At 45.4% G+C, this 22,632-nt stretch carries 19 protein-coding genes; 7 read left to right on the forward strand and 12 right to left on the reverse strand.

The features are described from left to right. Position 1: 1 nt before the first annotated feature. Entirely contained in the window at positions 2-1,309 is a 1,308-nt protein-coding gene (locus VFDL14_RS18480) for an isochorismate synthase (protein WP_032549594.1), read from the reverse strand. 291 nt (positions 1,310-1,600) lie between these two features. On the opposite strand from VFDL14_RS18480, the gene VFDL14_RS18475 reads away from it, so the two are divergent. The 3 genes from VFDL14_RS18475 (at position 1,601) to VFDL14_RS18465 (ending at position 4,884) form a co-directional block, all read left to right on the forward strand. Then, positions 1,601-2,818, forward strand: a complete 1,218-nt coding sequence (locus VFDL14_RS18475) for a pyridoxal phosphate-dependent aminotransferase (protein WP_032549595.1) — start codon at positions 1,601-1,603, stop codon at positions 2,816-2,818. Between the two features lie 92 nt (positions 2,819-2,910). Next, the gene (gene yfbR / locus VFDL14_RS18470) at positions 2,911-3,495 is read left to right on the forward strand and encodes a 5'-deoxynucleotidase (RefSeq protein WP_032549596.1); all 585 of its coding nucleotides are present in this window, start codon (positions 2,911-2,913) and stop codon (positions 3,493-3,495) included. Positions 3,496-3,540: 45 nt separating this feature from the next. Beyond that, on the forward strand, positions 3,541-4,884 hold the full coding sequence (locus tag VFDL14_RS18465; protein ID WP_032549597.1) for an anti-phage deoxyguanosine triphosphatase: 1,344 nt from the start codon (positions 3,541-3,543) through the stop codon (positions 4,882-4,884). Positions 4,885-4,909: 25 nt separating this feature from the next. Here the strand turns inward: VFDL14_RS18465 and VFDL14_RS18460 are convergent, their stop codons facing one another. Beyond that, positions 4,910-5,527: a tRNA-uridine aminocarboxypropyltransferase gene (locus tag VFDL14_RS18460; RefSeq protein WP_032549598.1), complete on the reverse strand. Its 618-nt coding sequence runs from the start codon at positions 5,525-5,527 to the stop codon at positions 4,910-4,912. 9 nt (positions 5,528-5,536) lie between these two features. On the opposite strand from VFDL14_RS18460, the gene rrtA reads away from it, so the two are divergent. Beyond that, the gene (gene rrtA / locus VFDL14_RS18455; RefSeq protein WP_032549599.1) at positions 5,537-6,070 is read left to right on the forward strand and encodes a rhombosortase; all 534 of its coding nucleotides are present in this window, start codon (positions 5,537-5,539) and stop codon (positions 6,068-6,070) included. Between the two features lie 29 nt (positions 6,071-6,099). On the opposite strand, the gene VFDL14_RS18450 is transcribed toward rrtA, so the two are convergent. The 7 genes from VFDL14_RS18450 to tig form a co-directional block, all read right to left on the reverse strand. Further along, the gene (locus VFDL14_RS18450; protein ID WP_032549600.1) at positions 6,100-6,396 is read right to left on the reverse strand and encodes a ComEA family DNA-binding protein; all 297 of its coding nucleotides are present in this window, start codon (positions 6,394-6,396) and stop codon (positions 6,100-6,102) included. Between the two features lie 346 nt (positions 6,397-6,742). After that, on the reverse strand, positions 6,743-8,608 hold the full coding sequence (gene ppiD, locus VFDL14_RS18445; protein ID WP_032549601.1) for a peptidylprolyl isomerase: 1,866 nt from the start codon (positions 8,606-8,608) through the stop codon (positions 6,743-6,745). 216 nt (positions 8,609-8,824) lie between these two features. Continuing rightward, a complete protein-coding gene (locus VFDL14_RS18440; RefSeq protein ID WP_004736083.1) occupies positions 8,825-9,097 on the reverse strand; it encodes an HU family DNA-binding protein in 273 nt (90 codons plus the stop codon). A 192-nt stretch (positions 9,098-9,289) separates the two neighbouring features. Continuing rightward, positions 9,290-11,641, reverse strand: a complete 2,352-nt coding sequence (gene lon, locus VFDL14_RS18435; protein ID WP_032549602.1) for an endopeptidase La — start codon at positions 11,639-11,641, stop codon at positions 9,290-9,292. A 132-nt stretch (positions 11,642-11,773) separates the two neighbouring features. After that, entirely contained in the window at positions 11,774-13,054 is a 1,281-nt protein-coding gene (gene clpX / locus VFDL14_RS18430) for an ATP-dependent protease ATP-binding subunit ClpX (protein WP_032549603.1), read from the reverse strand. Positions 13,055-13,137: 83 nt separating this feature from the next. Further along, complete coding sequence (clpP, locus tag VFDL14_RS18425) at positions 13,138-13,764, reverse strand: ATP-dependent Clp endopeptidase proteolytic subunit ClpP (RefSeq protein ID WP_032549604.1); 627 nt, start codon at positions 13,762-13,764, stop codon at positions 13,138-13,140. 105 nt (positions 13,765-13,869) lie between these two features. After that, a complete protein-coding gene (tig, locus tag VFDL14_RS18420) occupies positions 13,870-15,168 on the reverse strand; it encodes a trigger factor (RefSeq protein WP_032549605.1) in 1,299 nt (432 codons plus the stop codon). 628 nt (positions 15,169-15,796) lie between these two features. Between tig and VFDL14_RS18415 the strand changes: the two genes are divergently transcribed. The 3 genes from VFDL14_RS18415 to VFDL14_RS18405 all read left to right on the forward strand — a co-directional run bounded on the left by VFDL14_RS18415 (position 15,797) and on the right by VFDL14_RS18405 (position 19,232). Continuing rightward, a complete protein-coding gene (locus VFDL14_RS18415) occupies positions 15,797-17,611 on the forward strand; it encodes a sensor histidine kinase (RefSeq protein ID WP_032549607.1) in 1,815 nt (604 codons plus the stop codon). A 10-nt stretch (positions 17,612-17,621) separates the two neighbouring features. Continuing rightward, positions 17,622-18,956, forward strand: a complete 1,335-nt coding sequence (locus tag VFDL14_RS18410) for a sigma-54-dependent transcriptional regulator (RefSeq protein WP_032549608.1) — start codon at positions 17,622-17,624, stop codon at positions 18,954-18,956. A gap of 96 nt (positions 18,957-19,052) precedes the next feature. Then, positions 19,053-19,232 carry a hypothetical protein gene (locus VFDL14_RS18405; RefSeq protein WP_032549609.1) on the forward strand — a complete coding sequence of 60 codons (180 nt, stop codon included), beginning with the start codon at positions 19,053-19,055 and terminating at the stop codon, positions 19,230-19,232. 42 nt (positions 19,233-19,274) lie between these two features. On the opposite strand, the gene VFDL14_RS18400 is transcribed toward VFDL14_RS18405, so the two are convergent. The 3 genes from VFDL14_RS18400 to VFDL14_RS18390 all read right to left on the reverse strand — a co-directional run bounded on the left by VFDL14_RS18400 (position 19,275) and on the right by VFDL14_RS18390 (position 22,435). Beyond that, complete coding sequence (locus tag VFDL14_RS18400; RefSeq protein WP_032549610.1) at positions 19,275-20,636, reverse strand: TRAP transporter large permease; 1,362 nt, start codon at positions 20,634-20,636, stop codon at positions 19,275-19,277. A 2-nt stretch (positions 20,637-20,638) separates the two neighbouring features. Continuing rightward, positions 20,639-21,373, reverse strand: coding sequence for a TRAP transporter small permease (locus tag VFDL14_RS18395; RefSeq protein WP_032549611.1), 735 nt, complete (start codon positions 21,371-21,373; stop codon positions 20,639-20,641). Between the two features lie 66 nt (positions 21,374-21,439). Beyond that, positions 21,440-22,435 (reverse strand): TRAP transporter substrate-binding protein, encoded by a 996-nt coding sequence (locus VFDL14_RS18390; protein WP_032549613.1) that lies wholly within the window; start codon positions 22,433-22,435, stop codon positions 21,440-21,442. Positions 22,436-22,632: the final 197 nt, after the last annotated feature.

Here is a 22,632-nt window from a genome sequence, read left to right on the forward strand (position 1 = left end):
CTCATGATGCAACACCCAGTGGTGGGTGCTCAGAGATAAGACTTAGCAGAGTCGACATTTTCTTATTCAACTCTTGCCACTCATGCTCAGCGACCGATCCAGGGACGATCCCCGCTCCTGCGAACAACTGTACTTGATCGCCAACGATCAATGCACTGCGAATCGCTACACAGAATTCAGCGCGTTGATGGCTAATAAAGCCAACCGAACCTGCGTACCAGCCTCGAGCAAAGGGCTCGTGTTTCAGAATAAAGTCCATTGACTCTTTGCGAGGCAAACCAGCAACAGCAGCGGTTGGTTGCAGTGTGCCAAGAAGTTGTACGCCGTTTACGCCAGCATGTAACTGCGCATGAATATGACGCTTCAGGTGTTGAACCTTGCGAAGGCGAACCAATCTAGCCTCTTTCTCAACATTCACAGAGTGAGAATACGCTGTTAAGCGATCAATAATGTCATCAACAACGTATTGATTTTCATTGAGGTTCTTCTGATCTTGAGTCAGCCAGTTGGCGAGCTCCATATCAGACGATGCATTCTTGCCGCGCCCAATCGTGCCCGCGAGTGCTTCCGTATCTAGCTCAGTACCGTGGCGACTGTAAAGTCTTTCTGGCGTTGAGCCGATAAAGCTATGCTTGGAGTCCAACACCAACATGAAATGAAAGCTGTTGTGATTCTTCTGATAGCTCGCCTTTAACAGCTGAGCTGCACAAATCGGCTCATCCAAATGCACTGTTGTTTTACGCGCAAGCACCACTTTTTTGAAATCGTTATTGTCGATACCAGTGAGTACTTTCTCAACTAAACCATTCCACTCTGGTTGCTCTGGAAGGTGGTCAATATGTTCAATATGCGCACTCAACGGGGCCAATATTGCGGCATCAACAGACAGCTTCTTCAGCGCATTGATTGAGGCAACGCGATCGGGTGTCAAGTTGACGGCTAAAGACCATTTGTCATCAAATCGAATCAGCTCTATCTGCGGGAGAAAGAAAAACGATTCCATACAACGTCGATTCTTCTCTGTGTGTCCATCGAAAGAGCGGCCACCCCAGATGCGTTGGTCGTCTCCAAGAATCGCGTAAGCCGGTGCAGGGTCAGAAAAGGTATGGATTTGTCCTAACGCAACAACCTCTTCTCGAGTGTCTCGAGATTGCCAGTAGAACTTGGGGAACAGCGGTTGAGCATGAAGCCATTCAATAAATGCAAACGGTGGTTTTTGCTTAAGAACTTCAACACAACGAACTTCGCCAGCTTGTGCATTTTGAACTCGCTCAATCAAAGCGCAGATGGTTTGTTGGAAATGTGACAAATCGACCTCGTTCACATCTAATTTATTATTATATTAGTTTGATACTTTATGGGTAGCACCTACTTAGATCAAGAATGTATAAAATCTTTTCAGTATTCCTGTGATTTTAAGCGTTTCGCCCCTCAGTTTACCTACGCTCGGTCCGAGTTTACGAAATCCCTCGCTATCACTCTTAAACAGCCACTGGCTAAAGGTTATTCGGAATTAACCGATTGTTCAGATTTTTATTCTATCAAACGTCAATTTAGGGTACTTTAATAAAGTATTTAAATAATTTTTAGGAAATCGGCAATGCAAAATATCGGGATGTCGTCAAAACTCAACAGTGTATGCTATGAGATCAGGGGACCAGTACTAAAACATGCTAAGCGCATGGAAGAAGAAGGACATAAAATCCTAAAGCTAAATATTGGTAATCCCGCCCCGTTTGGTTTTGACGCCCCAGATGAAATCCTAGTTGACGTAATTCGTAACCTGCCGACATCTCAAGGTTACTGCGATTCAAAAGGGATCTACTCTGCCCGTAAAGCCGTGGTGCAGCACTATCAAAAGAAAGGTCTGCGTAACCTAGATGTAGAAGATGTCTACATCGGCAACGGTGCTTCTGAGCTTATCGTAATGTCGATGCAAGCTCTGCTAAATAATGGCGATGAAATCTTAGTTCCCGCTCCTGACTACCCGTTGTGGACAGCCTCTGTTGCACTATCTGGCGGTAAAGCCGTTCACTACATGTGTGATGAAGAGAACGACTGGTATCCGAACCTCGAAGACATGGTCGCTAAGATCACGCCTAAGACTCGCGGCATCGTTCTTATCAACCCGAATAACCCAACGGGTGCAGTTTACAGCCGTGACTTTTTGCTTAAAGTGGTCGAAATTGCCCGTGAGCACAAACTGATGATCTTCGCCGATGAGATCTACGATAAAGTGCTTTACGACGGTGCCGTACACACGTCTATTGCAACCCTAGCAGAAGACGTATTGATGGTGACATTTAACGGCCTATCAAAGGCGTACCGCGTTTGTGGTTTCCGTGGCGGTTGGATGTTCCTAACGGGCCCTAAACATCTAGCCAAGGGCTATGTTGAAGGCCTCGAAATGCTTGCCTCGATGCGTTTGTGTGCCAACGTACCAATGCAGCATGCTATTCAAACAGCACTAGGCGGCTATCAGAGTATCAACGAGCTTATCCTGCCGGGCGGCCGCTTGCTTGAGCAGCGTGACCGAGCTTGGGAACTGATCAACAAGATTCCGGGTGTCTCTTGTGTGAAACCAAAAGGGGCGATGTACCTGTTCCCGAAAATCGACACTGAGATGTACAACATCAAAGACGATCAAAAGTTCGTACTCGATTTCTTGAAGCAAGAGAAGGTACTACTCGTACAAGGTACTGGCTTCAACTGGCCGAAACCGGACCACTTCCGTATCGTGACACTGCCGCATATCGAAGACTTAGAAACAGCTATTGGCCGACTTGAACGCTTCTTGTCGACCTACAGCCAAGAATAATCTTAGATTACAAGGCTTTAAATTAGTCTAGATCACTTCTATTCTTAAAGGGCTCCTACTTGGAGCCTTTTGTCATTTCAGGGAGGAAGTCTATGACCCAAAGCCATTTCTTTGCTCATCTTGCCCGCATGAAGCTCATTCAACGCTGGCCTTTAATGCGTTCCGTTTCCACCGAAAATATCTCTGAGCACTCCCTGCAAGTGGCCTTCGTCGCTCATGCATTAGCAGTGATTAAAAATAAGAAGTTTGAGGGGAACCTTAACCCTGAACACATTGCGCTACTCGGTATGTATCACGATACCAGTGAAGTACTAACTGGTGATTTGCCAACGCCGGTCAAATATTACAACCCAGATATTGCAAACGAGTACAAAAAGATTGAGGCCGCTGCCGAGCAACGCTTGCTCTCTATGCTCCCAGAAGAGTTCCAAGAAGACTTCGCCCCTTTCCTTATTTCCGGTGAGGCCAGTCAAGAAGAGCAAAACATCGTCAAACAAGCCGACACTATCTGTGCTTACCTAAAATGCTTAGAGGAGCTAAGTGCAGGAAATCATGAATTTGAACAAGCCAAACGCCGCTTAGAAGAAACCCTTTCACAGCGCGCCAGTCCAGAAATGGACTACTTTTTAACGACTTTTGCCCCTAGCTTCGAATTATCGCTAGACGAAATCAGTTAGCTAGGTATAAGTTGTGATAATAACTCTAAACCAATAGGTGCTCATTTGACGCTTTCAAACTCACCTACTCTATTGCTTGCCGAGCAATGGAAAGCACGCAACGACGATGAACACAAGATTCGTCGAGATGACCACAGAAGCCCATTTCAACGTGACCGCGCTCGTGTGCTTCACTCTGCGGCATTTAGACGCCTGCAAGCCAAAACGCAGGTCCACGGCACCGCAATCAACGATTTTCACCGTACTCGCCTGACTCACTCCTTAGAAGCAGCTCAGTTGGGAACCGGGATCGTCGCCCAGCTTAAAAAGAAGCAGCCTGAGTTTCGAGAACTGCTACCATCGGATAGCTTGATTGACTCTTTGTGTCTTGCTCATGATATCGGTCATCCACCGTATGGCCATGGTGGTGAAGTGGCGCTCAACTATATGATGCGCGACCATGGCGGCTTTGAGGGTAATGCTCAAACTTTCCGAATTGTGACTCAGTTAGAACCCTACACTGAGCACCACGGCATGAATCTATCAAGGCGTACTCTTCTTGGTTTGATCAAGTACCCATCGCTGATCAGCAAGGTAAAAGCCACCTCAATGCCAGAGCCAGTTAAACACCAAAGACAACTGCGAGCCAAAGATTGGATGCCAGCTAAAGGTATTTACGACCACGATAAAGCGCTGTTTGAGTGGGTACTGGCTCCCTTGTCTGAACATGACCAAGCTCTTATTCAACAACCAAGAAAATCTCACGTCGAGCCATTTGAACACAATAAGACCAGGTTCAAGTCTCTCGACTGTTCCATCATGGAGTTAGCGGATGACATCGCTTATGGCGTGCATGATTTGGAAGATGCGATCGTGTTGGGTTCAGTGACCAAAGCCCAGTGGATGGAATCAGCTTACCCGCGCCTATTGGAAGCCAACGATCCTTGGGTCACACACCATCTCGACTCAATTACTGAAATGTTGTTCTCAGGTGAGCAATACCGTCGTAAAGATGCAATTGGCGGCATTGTTAACGCATTGCTTACCAGCATCTCCATCAAGCCGGTGGATGCGAGTTTTGAAAACCCTCTGCTCTCTCATAATGCCTACCTAGAGCCGAGTATGGATTCGACCCTAGATAAGCTGAAGCACTTTGTGAGTGAGTTTGTGATTCAGGTGCCTGAAGTTCAAGTCATCGAATATAAGGGACAGCAGATCATCATGGATATGTTTGAAGCCTTCAGTGCCGACCCTGAGCGCTTGTTACCACTGGTGGTTAAGAAGCAGTGGCAAAGCCACACTGAAGAGTGCCGCAAGATGAGGGTTATCGCCGATTACATCTCATCTATGACCGATGACCTCGCTCAGAAAATGCATCAACAGCTGTTCTCGGCACATACCGAGTTCTAACAAGCTAGGCTTCGCTGAGACGCACCTAACTTAAGTAATTTTTCTCAAATACGCCCGGTGGCATTTGGTCGATTTGAAACTGAATCATTCGATCAAATGCGGCAAGCAACGGGTCAAAATCACGATGAGGCTGCAGCAAGCTCAGCAAGTGGTAACCCGCCTCAACGGTAGATAGGCTGTTTTCACTCGGCGCTTTGCGAATCCGATAATTCCCTTTCAGATCTTTTGGTAGATGAAGGGTATCTAGCTGCTGTAAGTTGCTGGAGACTTGCCACATCTTGAACGCTTTCTTCCACGTCCCATCGAGCAAGATGATTCTCAGCTTTTGCTCCTCAGTACCATTCAAGCTAGACGCAGACAACTGTTCCACCGACAGCGAACTCTCACCTGGGTATAAGATTACATGTTGATAGTTATGGTCGTTCAACAGACGATTAAGAGCGTCATGTTCAGAGAAGTCTTCGCCAATGAAGGTCACGCTATTTTCCAATGACAGCGATAAAATACGTGCGGTCCCCATCGGTCTGTGCTCTTCTGATGGGTGCTGAAGAATGATAAGCTCAACGTCCGATTCAAGTGGAGTGATCCACTGACAAATACACGCTTTCAAAGCCTTACGGCACTGGGGGCAATAACGAGACATGGATTTACGGTGTACCCTGCTTTAGTTTTTACTTCACTGATGTGTGTGCTGTTCCAATTTGACCCGATTCAAGCTTGGGTCGTTTGGGATCACAATGCAATCGCCAATGGACAATGGTGGCGAATCGTAACAGGAAACTTTTCCCATACCAACCTTTCGCACTTAGCAATGAACCTTGCTGGGTTATGGGTGATCTGTTTTGTATTTCAACCAAGCCGAATCCGACTCCTAGTCTACCTGTTCATCATCAGCCTATTTACCGGAACAGGGCTTCTAGCGACAGATATACAAAGTTATGTCGGTTTATCTGGAACCCTGCACGGTCTGTTTGGTGTATTCGCTCTGACAGAGGCGCTGACAGGCCGACGCTCAAGTTGGTTACTGGTTGTTGGGCTAGTTGCGAAAGTTGCATGGGAGCAGTTTGTGGGGCCTTCTACTACAACAGGCGCATTGATCAATGCTCGTGTTGCGATTGAAGCCCATCTCATTGGGGCGTTGGGTGGTTTTCTGTTGGCTTGGATTAAAGTAAAACGAAGAATATGAAGGGCTCTAACCCTTCATATTTAGCCTTATTACAGCTCAATTCTCTTTCGGTTCTTCTCCACCGTCGCCGAGCCAATACCTTTTACATTGGCTAAGTCGTCTGGTTTTTGGAATGCTCCATTCTGGTCGCGATACTGCACAATCTCCTGCGCTTTTTTATCACCAATACCAACCAACAAAGCTGACAACTCTTCCGCTGTGGCCGTGTTGATATTCACCGTTACTTCAATTCCTTCATAGAGCTCCGCTTTAGACGGACTATCTGCCCAAACTGAAGCACTAAAGGCGATCATAAGAGACATTAAAAGAGTGTATAAACTTTTCATTTTCGTTCCGTTCCATGTTGTGAAAACTAATACCAATCACAGTAAGTAAGTGATCAAAAATAGCGCAGGAAAAAGGCTTGAGAACAAGGCGGAATTTTCTGATAAGTAGTTATTCTACAATCAAAAATTCTAACGCAGTTATCGAGCATTTTAACAAGCTAGGGTGAGCAATTATTTACTACGATTGGTATAAATAATGATTTTTGAAAACCGACTACCGTAGTTTATTAAGGCAAAAATAAAGCGGGTCACCTAAGTGACCCGCTTTGAGTTACAACTGATTTTCATTGTCGTGTAGGCTGACTCGCAAACCTACTCTTCAAGCTATCTTTTACCGAGCTTGCTATTACTGACCTTGACCTACAATGTAGTATTCAACGTCAGCGTTCTTACGAAGTACGTTAAGAACGTTAGTTAGATCTTGCTGGTTACCAACTCGCTCTAGCTGCGCACCGATTTGAGTGCTGTAAGCTGGGTTGATATCTGCAGTAACCTTAGATAGCTCAACAACCACAATGTTACCGTTTTGGTCTTTCGCTTGACCAAATACTGGTTGATCCGCTTCTGGCTTAGCAAAAGCAAACACAGAGCTTGCTAGTGGTGAGCTACGGTCAATTGTTTCAAGTTCGCTGAACGTCAGGTTGTTTTCCGCTAGTACTGCTTCGTTACCCGCTTTTAGTTCATTCACTAGTGATACACCTAGCTCAATTGCTTGTTGTTCCGCTTTAACAGCAGACAGTGCAGCAACAACTTGGTCTTGTACTTCTTCTAGTGGAAGTACAGTTTCGTCACGAGTCTCTTCAACGCGAACCACGATAACGTGTTCAGGCGCTACTTCAATAACTTCTGAGTTTAGGCCATCTTCTTTCACTTCTGGGCTCAGAATCGCTTGCATCACAGCAGGCGTCTTCAATAGCTCAGGAGCGTCGATTTGAGAAACGAAGTCCGTTGTCTGGATCTTAGCGTTAATCGCCTCTGCAGAGTCGTCTAGTGAGTCTGGGTACTCAAACGCAACCTTCTCTAGTTCAGTTTGTAGTTCGTAGAACTGGTCTACGGCTTCCTGATCCAATAGCTCTTGCTTGATTTCAGCCGCTACTTCAGAGAAAGGCTGTGCTTTAGAAGCTTGCAGCTCGTCTAGCTTGATGATGTGGTAACCAAACTCAGACTTAACTAGGCCTGTTGTTTCACCTACGTTTTCTAGAGCAAAAGCCGCATCTTCAAACGCTGGGTCCATCACATCACGTTCAATCCAACCTAGGTCACCACCAACATCAGCGCTACCGAAATCGTCAGACTTCTCTTCTGCTAGTGCAGCAAAATCAGCACCTGCGTTTAGCTCGTCAAGAATAGCCTGCGCTTTTGCTTCATCGTCACCTTGAACAAGGATGTGACTTACTTTGCGTTGCTCTTCAGTTGAGTACTTGTCTAGGTGCTCTTGGTAGTACTGCTCAGCTTGCTCATCAGACACCTGGATTTGACCTTTCAGCGCGTCTGCAGAAAGCTCAATGTAAGACACCTTCGCTTGCTCTGGACGAGTGTAAGCTAGTGGGTTTTGCTGATAGTACTCTGAAATCTCTTCTTCTGTTAGCTCAACGCTTTTCGCAAGTTCAGCAACAGATAGCGTCACTGTGCGGATATCACGTGTTTGAGCAATCAGTTTGCTTTGAGTATCGATCTCACCTTGAAGAACAAACTCACTACCTTGTAGCGCTGTCACCAGTTGGTTGCGCATTAGGTCACGACGCATGTATTCCGCAAAGCTTTCAGGGCCAAAGCCAGCACGACGAAGTGCCGCTTGATAAACTTCTTGATCGAATTGACCCGCAGTTTGGAACTGAGGCATCTCTAGAATCATCGTACGGATTTGCGAATCGCTGATGCGTAGGCCTAGAGATTCAGCTTGCTGCTCAAGCAGTACATCGTTGATCATGCGATCAAGTACTGATTTACGGAAAGACTCTACGTATGCAGGGTCTGCAAGCATTTGAGAGAAGTAATCGCCAAGTTGTGATTGCATACGATTACGCTCGTTTTGGTAAGCTTGTTCAAACTCACCACGACCGATTTCGGTATTGCCAACTTTCGCTGCAGCGTTGTTACCGCCACCTGTGATGTAGCTACCTACACCTGCGAATACGAATGACAGGATAATCAACCCAAGGATAATTTTTACCGCGATGCTATTCACGCCTTCGCGTAATCGATCCATCATAATTTAAGTGCTCTCCGGATATGAAGCATGGGCTTCAACATAAAAATCTTATTCACGCGATATTATCAGAAAAAGAAATGCGCATCAGTAGGATGCGCATAATTTAAATTAGTTCAATGTGCTTTGCACAATAACTGTTTAAGAATGAAACATCATTTTTCAAACAGCTAACGCATCTTGCTACCTTGGCTTAACGAACGCCCAGGTAACGCAATATTAGTTACATGCGTCTTTTAGTGCTTTACCAGCTTTAAAGCCAGGTACTTTTGCTTCTGCAATTTGGATTTCTTCACCAGTCTTAGGGTTACGACCTGTGCGAGCTGCACGAGTACGAACACTGAAAGTACCAAAACCAACAAGTGCTACTTGGTCACCTGATTGAAGTGTTGTGCCAACTGCTTCGATGAATGCGTCTAGAGCGCGGCCAGCTGAAGCTTTAGAGATATCTGCGTTTTCTGCGATTGATTCTACTAGTTGTGTTTTATTCACTGTGTTTCCCCTCTTTGTCATCTGCGACTAATTTAGGATGACGGTACGTTCCATTTTGGTTTTAATTTAGCCGAAAGCCTTATTGCAAAAGGGCTTGCGGCTTTAGTCAATTAACTTAGCGCCCAAAAAAAACGCTGACAAGCCTTTTTAGACTCATCAGCGTAATTCTTTACTTATTTTTGCTGCGCATCACTATTTTTCAGCGACAAACTCGACCCCAGACGGATCTCGTTCTAGTGCAACTTTCAATACTTCATCAATCCACTGAACAGGAATGACTTCTAAATCAGCGATTACGTTGTCTGGAATCTCTTCCAAATCACGTTCGTTGTCTTTTGGAATCAGTACTGTTTTGATGCCACCACGGTGCGCTGCAAGCAGTTTTTCTTTTAAGCCACCGATAGGCAAAACTTCACCACGAAGTGTAATTTCACCTGTCATACCCACTTCTGCTTTTACAGGGTTACCTGTCAAGCTAGAAACAAGTGCAGTACACATTGCGATACCCGCACTTGGGCCATCTTTTGGTGTTGCACCTTCAGGTACGTGAACGTGGATATCACGCTTCTCGTAGAAATCCGAGTTAATACCCAGTTTTTCAGCACGAGAGCGAACTACGGTCATCGCCGCTTGAATCGACTCTTTCATTACGTCGCCAAGAGAACCGGTTTGCGTTAGCTTACCTTTACCTGGCATTGCTTCAGTTTCGATCGTTAATAGATCACCACCAACTTGAGTCCACGCTAGGCCTGTTACTTGGCCGATGCGGTTGCTCTCGTCTGCTTTACCAAAGTCATGACGTTGAACACCTAGGTACTCTTTTAGGTTGTCCATAGTGACAGTCACAGACTTAAGATCGCTGTCTAGCAGGATGTTCTTAACCGCTTTACGACAGATCTTAGAGATCTCACGCTCTAGGCTACGTACACCTGCTTCACGCGTGTAGTAACGGATAATACCGATGATTGCAGAATCTTCGATAGTGATCTCGTTTGCCTTAAGGCCGTTGCGTTTCACCTGCTTATCAACAAGGTGACGCTTAGCGATGTTTAGCTTCTCGTCTTCTGTGTAACCAGATAGACGAATCACTTCCATACGGTCCAGTAATGGGCCAGGAATGTCCATCGAGTTAGACGTCGCAACAAACATAACGTCTGACAGATCGTAGTCTACTTCTAGGTAGTGATCGTTAAACGCGTTGTTTTGCTCTGGATCGAGAACTTCTAGCAGCGCTGAAGATGGGTCGCCACGCATATCAGAAGACATCTTATCGATCTCATCCAATAGGAACAGTGGGTTCTTAACACCTACTTTAGACATCTTCTGGATTAGCTTACCCGGAAGAGAGCCGATGTACGTACGACGGTGACCACGAATCTCTGCTTCATCACGCACGCCGCCTAGCGCCATACGCGTGTACTTACGACCTGTAGCAGCCGCGATTGAGCGACCTAGCGAGGTTTTACCAACACCAGGAGGACCAACAAGACAAAGGATTGGACCTTTCAGCTTGTTGATACGGTTCTGTACCGCCAAGTACTCAAGAATACGTTCTTTAACACGCTCTAGACCGTAGTGGTCTTCGTTTAAGATCTCTTCTGCTTTCGCTAGATTCTTCTTAACTTTAGAACGCTTCGCCCAAGGTACGCCAACCATCCAATCGATGTAGCTACGTACCACTGTTGCTTCTGCCGACATTGGCGACATCATCTTCAGTTTTTGCAGCTCTTGCTCGGTTTTTTCACGCGCTTCTTGAGGCATTTTCGACTCTTCGATCTTCTTCTTCAGAGTCTCGAATTCGTCTGGAGCATCGTCCATCTCGCCTAGTTCTTTCTGAATCGCTTTCATTTGCTCATTCAGGTAGTACTCACGCTGAGATTTTTCCATCTGCTTCTTAACACGACCACGGATGCGTTTTTCTACCTGCAGGATATCAATTTCTGATTCCATTTGGCCCATCAGGAACTCGAGACGCTCAGTCACGTCTAGAATCTCTAGTACGTGCTGTTTGTCTACCAGTTTAAGTGGCATGTGTGCTGCGATGGTATCCGCTAGACGAGCGGCTTCATCAATCCCATTCAGAGACGTTAGTACCTCTGGTGGAATCTTTTTGTTTAGCTTAATAAAGCCTTCGAACTGATTGATCGCGCTGCGAACAACCACTTCTTGTTCTTTTTCGTCAAGTTCTGAGGTGACAACGTATTCTGCATCTGCAAGGAAGAATTCACTTTCTTTGAATTGGTGAATTTTCGCACGCTGCTGACCTTCAACAAGCACTTTAACAGTGCCATCAGGTAGCTTTAAAAGCTGAAGAATCGTAGCAACGGTACCTACTTCGAATAGGTCGTCGATTGAAGGCTCATCAGTATCCGCTTCTTTCTGCGCCACTAGTAGCACTTGTTTGTTGGCTTCCATTGCCGATTCTAGGCAAGTAATCGATTTTTCACGACCAACAAACAGTGGGATAACCATGTGTGGGTAAACCACTACATCACGTAGAGGCAGCACGGGGATCTCGATACGCTCGGAACGTTCCAAGTTCATATATTTCTCTCTTCCGCTTTAACTTATAAAGCAGTATATGGGGCTTAAACGACTGGATTCAATGGAAGAATAAAAAAAAGGAGGTAATTGCTTACCTCCTTTTGGAATTTGAGTCACTAGTCTAAAAAAGACCTACTCTGCTACTGCCGCTTGGTTCTCTGAATTGCTGTAGATTAGAAGAGGTTCAGACTCTCCGTTAATCACAGACTCATCAATCACAACCTTGCTCACATCAGTAGATGATGGCAGTTCGTACATCGTTTCTAGTAGCACACCTTCTAAGATAGAACGTAGACCACGAGCACCTGTTTTACGGCTCATTGCTTTCTTAGCAATTGCGCGCAGTGCGTCTTCACGGAACTCAAGCTCGGTGTCTTCTAGCTCGAATAACGCAGCATACTGTTTAGTCAGTGCGTTCTTCGGCTCACAAAGAATTTGAATCAGTGCTTCTTCGTCTAGCTCTGTCAGTGTGGTTGTCACCGGTAGACGACCAATGAATTCTGGAATTAGACCGTACTTCACTAGATCTTCAGGTTCAACTTGAGTGAATAACTCACCAATTGTTTTGGTTTCATCTTTTGAACGCACTTCTGCGCCAAAGCCGATACCAGAACCTGTTTCTACGCGTTGTTCAATCACTTTATCTAGGCCGGCAAATGCACCGCCACAGATAAATAGGATCTTAGATGTATCCACTTGCAAGAACTCTTGCTGTGGATGCTTACGACCACCTTGAGGCGGTACTGAAGCGACTGTGCCTTCTACAAGTTTTAGAAGTGCTTGCTGTACACCTTCACCAGACACGTCACGCGTGATTGATGGGTTTTCAGCCTTACGAGAAATCTTGTCGATTTCATCGATGTAAACAATGCCGCGTTCCGCTTTCGCTACGTCGTAATCACATTTCTGTAGCAGTTTTTGAATGATGTTTTCTACATCTTCACCCACGTAACCCGCTTCGGTTAGTGTGGTTGCATCTGCCATAGTAAATGGAACGTCTAGGAAACGAGCCAATGTTTCAGCAAGTAGTGTTTTACCACTACCAGTAGGACCGATAAGAAGAATGTTACTCTTACCTAGCTCTACGCCTTCAGCTGTTGTATCACCATTACGTAAACGCTTGTAGTGGTTATATACTGCAACTGCTAGCACTTTCTTCGCGTACTCTTGACCGATTACATAGTCATCAAGGTGCTCTCGAATCTCACGAGGCGTTGGTAACGCTTCGGACTCTTTCTTTGGAAGAACATCTTTAATTTCTTCACGAATAATGTCGTTACAAAGGTCGACACATTCGTCACAAATGTAAACAGAAGGGCCTGCGATTAACTTGCGAACTTCGTGCTGGCTTTTGCCACAGAAAGAGCAGTAAAGCAGTTTACCGCTACCACCCTCTTTGCTTTTATCTGTCATTCGCTAACCTCTTAGCCTTTACTCTCTATGATTTGAGTGTATATCAATTTGCATCAATTTGCGTTAAACAATTGCCCGTGCAATTACTCACCGCGATGATTCAGAACTGAATCCACCAAACCGTACTCTACAGCTTGTTCTGCAGACATGAAGTTGTCACGATCAGTGTCACGCTCAACGATTTCTAGAGGCTGGCCTGTGTGCTCTGCCAATAGTTTGTTTAGCTTCTGTTTGATCGTTAGGATCTCTTGCGCGTGGATTTGAATATCAGACGCTTGGCCTTGGAAGCCGCCAAGTGGCTGGTGAATCATTACACGAGAATTTGGAAGCACATGACGCTTACCTGGCTCACCACCAGCAAGTAAGAATGCACCCATCGAGCAAGCTTGACCCATACATACTGTGCTCACGTTTGGCTTAATGAACTGCATTGTGTCGTAGATAGACATACCCGCTGTTACGCTGCCGCCAGGTGAGTTGATGTATAGATAGATATCTTTGTCTGGGTTTTCTGATTCCAAGAAAAGCAGTTGAGCCACGACAAGATTTGCCATGTGGTCTTCCACTTGACCGGTTAAGAAAATGATTCGTTCTTTTAAAAGACGAGAATAGATATCGTAAGAACGTTCACCACGGGAAGTTTGTTCAACCACCATTGGAACTAGTGCGTCCATAATCGATGGCATTGTATTTTTTTCTTGGTAGCTCATATTCTTATGTCCCTAAAATAAATGGCCCGAATGATTAAATCATACGGACCATTGTTAGCAGAATTGTCGACCGTACGTCAACCTTCTACGTCAGATATTACTATATTAAGCAGGTTGCTGATTCATTAGCTCGTTGAAGCTAACTTCTTTCTCAGAAACTTGAGCTTTAGCGATGATTGCATCAATAGCTTGCTCTTCTAGAGCAACGTTGCGCATGTTGTTCATCATTTGCTCGTTTTGCTCGTAGTAAGCAATAACTTCAGATGGATCTTCGTATGCAGTAGCCATCTCTTCGATGATTGCTTTTACTTTCTCATCGTCAGCTTTTAGCTCTTCAGACTTGATTACTTCACCAAGTAGAAGGCCAACAACTACGCGACGTTTAGCTTGCTCTTCGAACAGCTCACGTGGAAGTTGGTCAGCAGCTTCAGTGTTGCCACCGAAACGTTGAGCAGCTTGTTGACGTAGAGTACCGATCTCTTGGTCGATAAGTGCAGCTGGAACGTCGATGTCGTTTTCTTTAACTAGACCGTCGATAGCTTGCTCTTTGATGCGGTTCTTAACAGCTTGCTTAAGCTCACGCTCCATGTTCTTACGAACTTCAGCTTTAAGACCTTCAACGCCGTCAGTCGCGCCGAACTTAGCAACGAATTCTTCGTTTAGTTCTGGAAGTTCACGAGCTTCAACTTTGTTTACTTTGATTGCAAACTTAGCTGCTTTACCTTTTAGGTTTTCAGCGTGGTAATCTTCTGGGAAGTTTACGTCGATTTCGAATTCCATGCCTTTAGTTTTGCCAACGATACCGTCTTCAAAACCAGGGATCATGCGACCAGCACCCATCTCTAGTGGGAAGTTCTCAGCTTTACCGCCTTCGAACTCTTCACCGTCGATAGAACCAACGAAATCGATAGTTGCACGAGAACCTTCTTCTACAGCTGCATCAACTTCAGTCCAAGTTGCTTGTTGCTTACGTAGAGTTTCGATCATCTCTTCAACGTCAGCTTCTTTAACTTCTACTGCTGGTTTCTCAACAGAGATGTTCTCAAGACCTTTCAGCTCAACTTCTGGGTAAACTTCAAAAGTTGCGTTGAATACTAGATCTTCGCCTTCTTTGTTTTCTACTGGTGCGAAAGTTGGTGCGCCAGCTGGGTTGATCTTCTCTTTAACGATCGCTTCGATGAAGTGGCGTTGCATTACTTCGCCCATCACGTCTTGACGTACTGCTTTGCCGTACATTTTAGCAACCATCTTCATTGGCACTTTGCCTTTACGGAAACCATCGAAACGACGGTTTTTCGCGATGTTGCGTAGTTCAGCTGTAACTGCATCTTCGATGTTAGCAGCAGGAACAGTAATATTAAGACGGCGCTCTAGGCCTTCTAGCGTTTCAACAGTAACTTGCATTATATAAAACCTCAAAACTGGCTCAGATAATCTGAGCATATGAGCCGTAACGTGCATTCCTTAGGAACGCGTGTTGTTGGCTGCATCCTTGTGTAGTGCTCTATCCGAACACCTAATTTAAAATTGAGCATTGATGCCTGAGTGATCATTCAATCAAACACCAGACTAATCAGCGATATCTTTTTTCTATGTTCTTCAGCGAAGTTCATAGCCTGTTTTACAACAAGGAAAGGTATCTCCGATTAGCCTCAGGACAGAAATTTTAGACGCGACATTCTAGCGATCTGTTTAATCTCTGTCGAGCCAATCACCTCAGCTTGATGATGAATGCTCTAAATTCGTCCGCCTGAGAGGGGCATATTCAATCAAAACACCACTCGACACATCGGAAATGGGGACAATAGCGGCTTTTTCAAGGGAATCGAGGGCTTTTTTTCCGAAAAAGCTTAAAAAGAGATCTTGCTCTTGTTTTACCCCTCAGAGTCGATAACTTTTTCAACAATCTGCGTTACAAAGCCTTAACCTATAACTACCTGTCAGCCCTCATTTTTTGAACTTTTTATGACACTTTGAGCGTTTCAGGTACATGACACGCTTTTCTACACCGTAATACACAGCGAGATCTCTTATGTTTCAACCTTCCCGCCTACCCATTCTGCTGCTCATCACCTATGGGTTGCTGATGATTCTCGGCGGTCACTGGGTGTGGAAAATAAGTCATCAAAGTTTGCTCGAAGATCACCAATCAAAGCTTGACCGTTTCTCGGTACATATCGCCAGTCAACTGGATAAATTCGCACACATTCCAGAACTGCTTTCTAAAGATAAAGAGTTAATCGATGCACTGCACGCTCCTGATAACTCTGCACAGATAGAGCTAACCAATCGCTATCTGGCACATGTCAATCAGGTAATACAAGCCTCTGACACCTATTTGCTCGACCATATCGGCACCACAATTGCTGCCAGCAACTGGAATCAAAGCCACTCATTTGTTGGTCGTAATTTTGCTTTTCGTCCCTATTTTCAGCACGCTTTTAGCGGCAAAGAGAATCAATATTTCGCCCTAGGGTCGACTTCTGGAAAGCGCGGTTATTACTACTCTTACCCTGTTTCCTATGCGGCCGAAATCATCGGTGTGATCGTCGTAAAGATGGACCTATCACTGATTGAAGCAAGCTGGAAAGGCAAACAGAGTTACTTCGTTGCTGATGACAAAGACCATGTGGTGTTTATGTCGAGTAACCCCGACTGGCTATTTAAAAGCTTGCAGCCATTGGACGATGAGCGTAAACGTGAGATCCAAGAGGGAAGACAGTTTCTTGATACCAACATTGAGAGCCTGAATTTCAATGGCGACCTAGACTCATCCACTAGCACCATTCAATCTCTTCATCCTTTGGTTCATGAGCAGTTTTTTGTCTCTTCACGCTTTATTGAACAACCGAGATTAACGGTCAGGGTACTTTCCCCTACTCACTTAGTGTGGTGGGATCTGATCTCTTATTTAGTGGTTCTGAGCTTGGTGTTTGCCATCATCTATCTTGCCCTACAGCTCAACCTAAACCGTATCCATCGTCGGGTGCAGATAGACCGGCTGCAATCTGAAGCCAAACAGAAGCTCGAGTTTCTGGTATTAGAGAGAACATCAGAATTACATGCAGAGGTTCTCCAACGCACCGAAACAGAAAAAGTATTGAGGCAGACCCAAGATGAGTTAATCCAAGCCGCGAAACTAGCGGTTTTAGGGCAGATGTCCGCAAGCATCAGTCATGAGTTAAACAATCCGCTCGCAGCGATTCGCAGTTACGCCGATAACGGACGTCTATTTTTAGCCAAAGAAAAATTCGAACGTGTTGATGACAACTTATCACGTATCTCATCATTGACTGACCGTATGGCTAAGATCAGCCATCAACTTCGATCATTTGCCAAGAAATCAAACGCGGAAGACCTATCGCAATTGCAATTGCTCCCTCTGCTTCACTCCTCTATCGAGTTAATGAAACCTCAATTGAAGGCAGAAAGAGTGGCGATATCCCCCCTTCCGGACAAGCTAGATGCGGTCATTCAAGCCAATGCTATCCAGCTTGAGCAAGTGATCATTAACCTTATCACCAATGGTATGCAGGCCATGGAAGGGCAAGAGAACAAACAGCTTAATCTCGAGTTCGAATACCATATCAATGCCAACTCAGAGCAATGTGTTCAGATACATATTGACGATAACGGCCCCGGCTTTGCGCATGACACGCCACAACAGTTTTTTGAACCATTTCATACCACCAAGAAGAATGGTTTAGGACTTGGGCTATCAATCTCACAACAGATTATAAGAGGCATAAATGGCGAGCTCACCTACGCCAAAAGCCCATTAGGCGGAGCAAGATTTACTATCTGTCTGCCGTTAATTACAGAACAACAAAATAACAATAACGATTAAAGGAACCATTATGTGCCATGTCTATTTCATTGATGATGAGCCAGATCTGCGGCTAGCCAGTGAACAGAGCTTTGAACTGGCAGACATTGATGCTCAATTCTTCCCTGACGCAGAATCAGCGTTGATTGCTATCCAAGATCATGGATTGCCTCACGTCATCATCACCGATATCTGTCTTCCTGGGTTATCTGGCCATGACCTGCTGAATACTGTCATCCACAAAGATAAAGAGCTGCCGGTGATCATGATTACCGGGCACGGCGACATCTCAATGGCGGTCAAATCGATTCATGATGGCGCTTATGACTTTATCGAGAAGCCATTTGCCAATGAAAGGCTGATTGAGACTACCAAGCGAGCCATCGAGAAGCGTCAATTGATCCTCGAAAACCGCGAGCTCAAACAGTCACTTAAAGCTAGCCAAACACTCGGACCACGTATCATCGGCGACACGCCAGTTATCCAAGAGCTGCGTTCGACCATCACTCATGTTGCGGACACTAGCGCCGATATCTTGCTGTTTGGTGAAACCGGAACGGGTAAAGAATTAGTGGCGCGCTCGCTTCACGAACAGAGCAGTCGACGTGAGCAGAATTTCGTCGCGGTTAACTGTGGTGCGGTACCAGAGAACTTGATTGAGAGTGAACTCTATGGTCATGAAAAAGGCGCCTTTACTGGAGCGGAAACCAAGAGGATCGGTAAGTTTGAGCATGCCCAAGGCGGTACCCTATTTCTAGACGAGATTGAATCAATGCCAATGCAGGCGCAGATTCGTCTGCTACGGGTTCTTCAAGAACGTGTTATCGAGCGTATTGGCTCTAACCAACTACAGCCCTTAGATATTCGCGTCATCGCAGCCACTAAAGTCGACCTCAAAAAAGCCGCTGCTGAAGGTACATTTAGACAAGATCTCTACTATCGTCTCAATGTCGTTACACTCGATTTACCACCACTACGCAGTCGTAAAGAAGACATTGCCGCCCTCTTCCACCACTTTCTATTAGTTGCTGCGGCACGTTATGGCAAAACCGCGCAAGCACTACCAAGTAGCGACCTGCACAAGTTAATGGCTCATGATTGGCCTGGCAATGTACGAGAGCTTAGAAACACCGCAGAGCGTTTTATTCTGTTGGGCAAACTGGCGCAACTGGGGGATGTTGTTGAGCAAGAAGTATACTCGAGTTTGGCTGACCAAGTAGCAAGCTTTGAAAAGTCAGTGATTGAGCAAGCTTTGATCGACAACGAAGGCAGTATCAAGCTAACGATGGAACTGCTTAACGTGCCGAGAAAAACTCTGTACGACAAGATGCAGCGCTACCAAATCGACAAAGACGATTATAAGTAAACTCTATCTGTTAGTTTTGTCTCTAAGTTGGCAGAGACGCATGCACTCAGCCATACTCTCAATATCCGAATTAACAGAAGCAATTCCAATCGAACCATGAACGAGAAAACAACAGTTCCTGCCATATCTGATACCGTTTTGATCGACGGGCATTACGAAGAAGAGAAGCGTTCAGGGCGAGAACGACGCAAAGGTCATGCTCGTTGGAAAGGTTACGACAGAAGAAACAGAGTCACTCGTCGTCATCCAGGTAAAAAAATAGATGAAGAGGTTTAACTCTTCATCTATTCGTTAAGGATAACGTTATACTCAATCGTATTACTTAGTGATGATTTCCGGCCCCATTAGGGTAGTCGGTAGCCATGTTGATACCCATGGCACGTAAGTAACGATTATCAAGAACAGGAACATTACGCCAACCCACGGCAATGCCGCTTTCACCACGTTCATCATCGACATCTTCGCAACCCCTGCGGTCACAAACAAGTTGAGCCCCACCGGTGGCGTTATCATCCCTATCTCCATGTTCACCACCATCATGATACCTAGGTGGATTGGGTCAATACCCAGTGCAATTGCAATTGGGAAAACCAGCGGTGCAACAATGATCAAAAGACCAGATGGCTCCATGAACTGACCACCAATCAATAGCAGTACGTTAACCACAATCAAGAAGGTAATTGGACCAAGACCTGCCGATAGCATCGACTCAGTGATCATTTGTGGAATGCGTTCTTCTGTTAGTACGTGCTTTAGAATCAATGCGTTCGCAATGATAAACAGCAGCATAATCGTCAGCTTACCAGCATCGTACAAAGTATCTTTAGTGTCTTTGTGGACGAAGGTTTGCAGTGCTTTCACTAACATCGGCTTTTTGTTTTCTTTGTCGGCGAATGGTCCCATGTCCTTATAGACAAAGTTGGCGATAAAGAAGGCGTACACCGCAGCCACTGCTGCCGCTTCTGTTGGTGTAAAGATACCACCGTAAATACCACCAAGGATGATTACGATAAGCAGCAAGCCCCAGCTCGCATCTTTCGCAGCATCAAACATTTCACCCCAACCAACAAATGGTTGTGCTGGGATCTTTTTGATACGAGCAGCAATGTAGATAGCGATCATCAGCATCACGCCAGCCAGTAGCCCCGGAATAACACCACCAAGGAACATACGACCAACAGACACGTCTGTTGCTGCGGCATAAACTACCATTACGATCGATGGCGGGATCAGAATACCCAAAGTACCCGCATTACAGATAACACCTGCCGCGAACTCTTTTGAGTAGCCATTTTTCACCATACCCGCAATTACGATACTACCAATCGCTACTACGGTCGCAGGAGACGAACCAGACAGTGCCGCAAACATCATACACGCCACAACAGACGCCATTGCCAGACCGCCGCGGAACCAACCTACCATTGCGATTGCAAAACGGATAATTCGCTTTGCTACACCGCCCGTAGACATAAAGCTAGACGCTAAAATGAAGAACGGGATTGCCAACAAAGTGTAGTGACCCGCAAACGCGTTGAACAGGGTTTGCGCCACTGAAGCAAGTGACGCGTCTGAGTGCATCAACAAAAACAGAATACTGGATAAACCCAGCGAGATAGCAATCGGCACGCCCACCAGCATGAAAGCGATTACCATCAAGAATAGAAATAACATCGCCATGATTAGTCGTCCTTGCTTTTCGATTGTTGATTAGATGGCTTTGAGTCTTCCGTTTTCACGGAGTTTTGCGAATCCAAGATCGCTGTAGCGTCTTCGTCACTTCCCGCTTCTACTTGTGCTTTAAGCGCATCAAGATCTTCTTCCGCTTCGTGACCTGCGATCATGCGATCAATCTTGCCTGTCGCGACTTGATAAGCGATCTGTGCAAAACGGAATGTAAGAAGTGCCATACCAATCGGTAGTGCCATGTAAGGAATGAATCGAGGCAGTTTTTCGTAGCGCTCGCCCTCATTGAGCCAATCAGCTAAGAACTGCAGCATCTCTGGCATTGGAATATCGTCGGTTTCGTACCATGCGCGATCGGTCGCGAATGGGTACCAGTAGTTCCAAGAACCAATCAAAAGAAGGATAGAGAACGCAAGGCAACAAGTGACAGCAATCAAGGCATACACTTTTCTAAGTTTCTCTGGTGCTAGGTTGATAACCACATCAACCCCGATGTGGAAGTGTTTTTTAACGCCGTAAGAAGCGCCAACCAACACCATCCACGCAAACATGAATACGGTGAGTTCCAATGCCCATAAAATGTTGTCATTGAACGCGTATCGAAAGACCACGTTCGCAAAAGTTAATAGGGTCATTGCACCCAGAAAGAAGGCTATTAAAGACTCTTCAATTAAATCGGTGACTCTTCCGACTTTGGAAAATAAAGACTGTTCCATTTGAGACTGTTCCATAAAATGCTCCGCTTATAATTGTTTTAATAGAGGGCGGCGGTAGGGAGCCGCCACCCAATAGCGGTATTACTGGTTAGAAGCCAGTGCAGCTTCGATTAGATCAGAGCCGATGTCTTTCTCAAACTTCTTCCATACTGGTTGAAGCGCTGTTACCCAAGCTTGACGTTGTTCTGGTGTCAGTGTACGAACCTCACCACCTGCTTCGATGATGTTGTTCTTGTTCGCTAGGTTAACTTTTGAAGACTCAGCGTTACGTGTCTCAGAAACTTCTTTAACAATCGTGTTTAGCTGTTCACGTACGTCTTTAGGTAGGCCTTTCCAGAAGTCGTTTGACGTTACAACTAGGTAATCAAGAATACCGTGGTTGGTTTCTGTTACGCCGTCTTGTACTTCGAAGAATTTCTTACCGTAGATGTTAGACCAAGTGTTCTCTTGACCGTCGATAACTTTAGTTTGCAGGCCGCCGTATACTTCTTTGAACGACATCTTCTGTGGGTTAGCACCTAACTGCTCAAACTGTGCAACCAGTACGTCAGACGCTTGTACACGGAACTTCAAACCTTCTGCATCTACAGGGCTGATAAGCGGCTTGTTCGCAGACATCTGCTTCATTCCGTTATGCCAGAACGCGAGACCTTGTAGGCCACGACGCTTCATTGCATTCTTCAGCTTTTCACCAGATTCTGAGTTTTGGAAACGGTCAACAGCATCAACATCTTCAAACAGGAACGGAAGGTCAAAAATGCGGTATTTCTTAGTGAACTTCTCAAATTTAGACAGCGAAGGTGCCGCCATTTGAACATCACCATTTAACAGGGCTTCCAGTACCTTGTTGTCATCGTATAGTGTTGAGTTAGGGAAAACTTGCATACAAGCTTTACCGTTCATCTCCGTGTTTACTCGCTCTTCTAGTAAAGAAGCAGCAATGCCTTTCGGGTGCTTATCAGTATTTGTTACGTGGCTGAATTTGATAACAATTTCACCAGGATCACAGTTCGCAGCAGCATTAAAACTTGTGAGCGCGAGGGCAGATACAGATAGCAGGGTAAGAGGCTTAAACATTATTATTCTCCTTAGTAAACAAAGCAGCCCATCAATGGGAACTGCATGTCATCACTAAGGCAATTAACGAGCCAACTAGATACAATTATTTAACAAGCCTTTAACCACAAGGCTTCGCGGATAATTAGATGAACCTAAAGAAAAACAAACGTATAAGTAATGGGTGGAAAATGACACATCGAATATTTGTAAATGGG

Source organism: Vibrio fortis (assembly GCF_000695685.1).
Classification (GTDB): domain Bacteria; phylum Pseudomonadota; class Gammaproteobacteria; order Enterobacterales; family Vibrionaceae; genus Vibrio; species Vibrio fortis_A.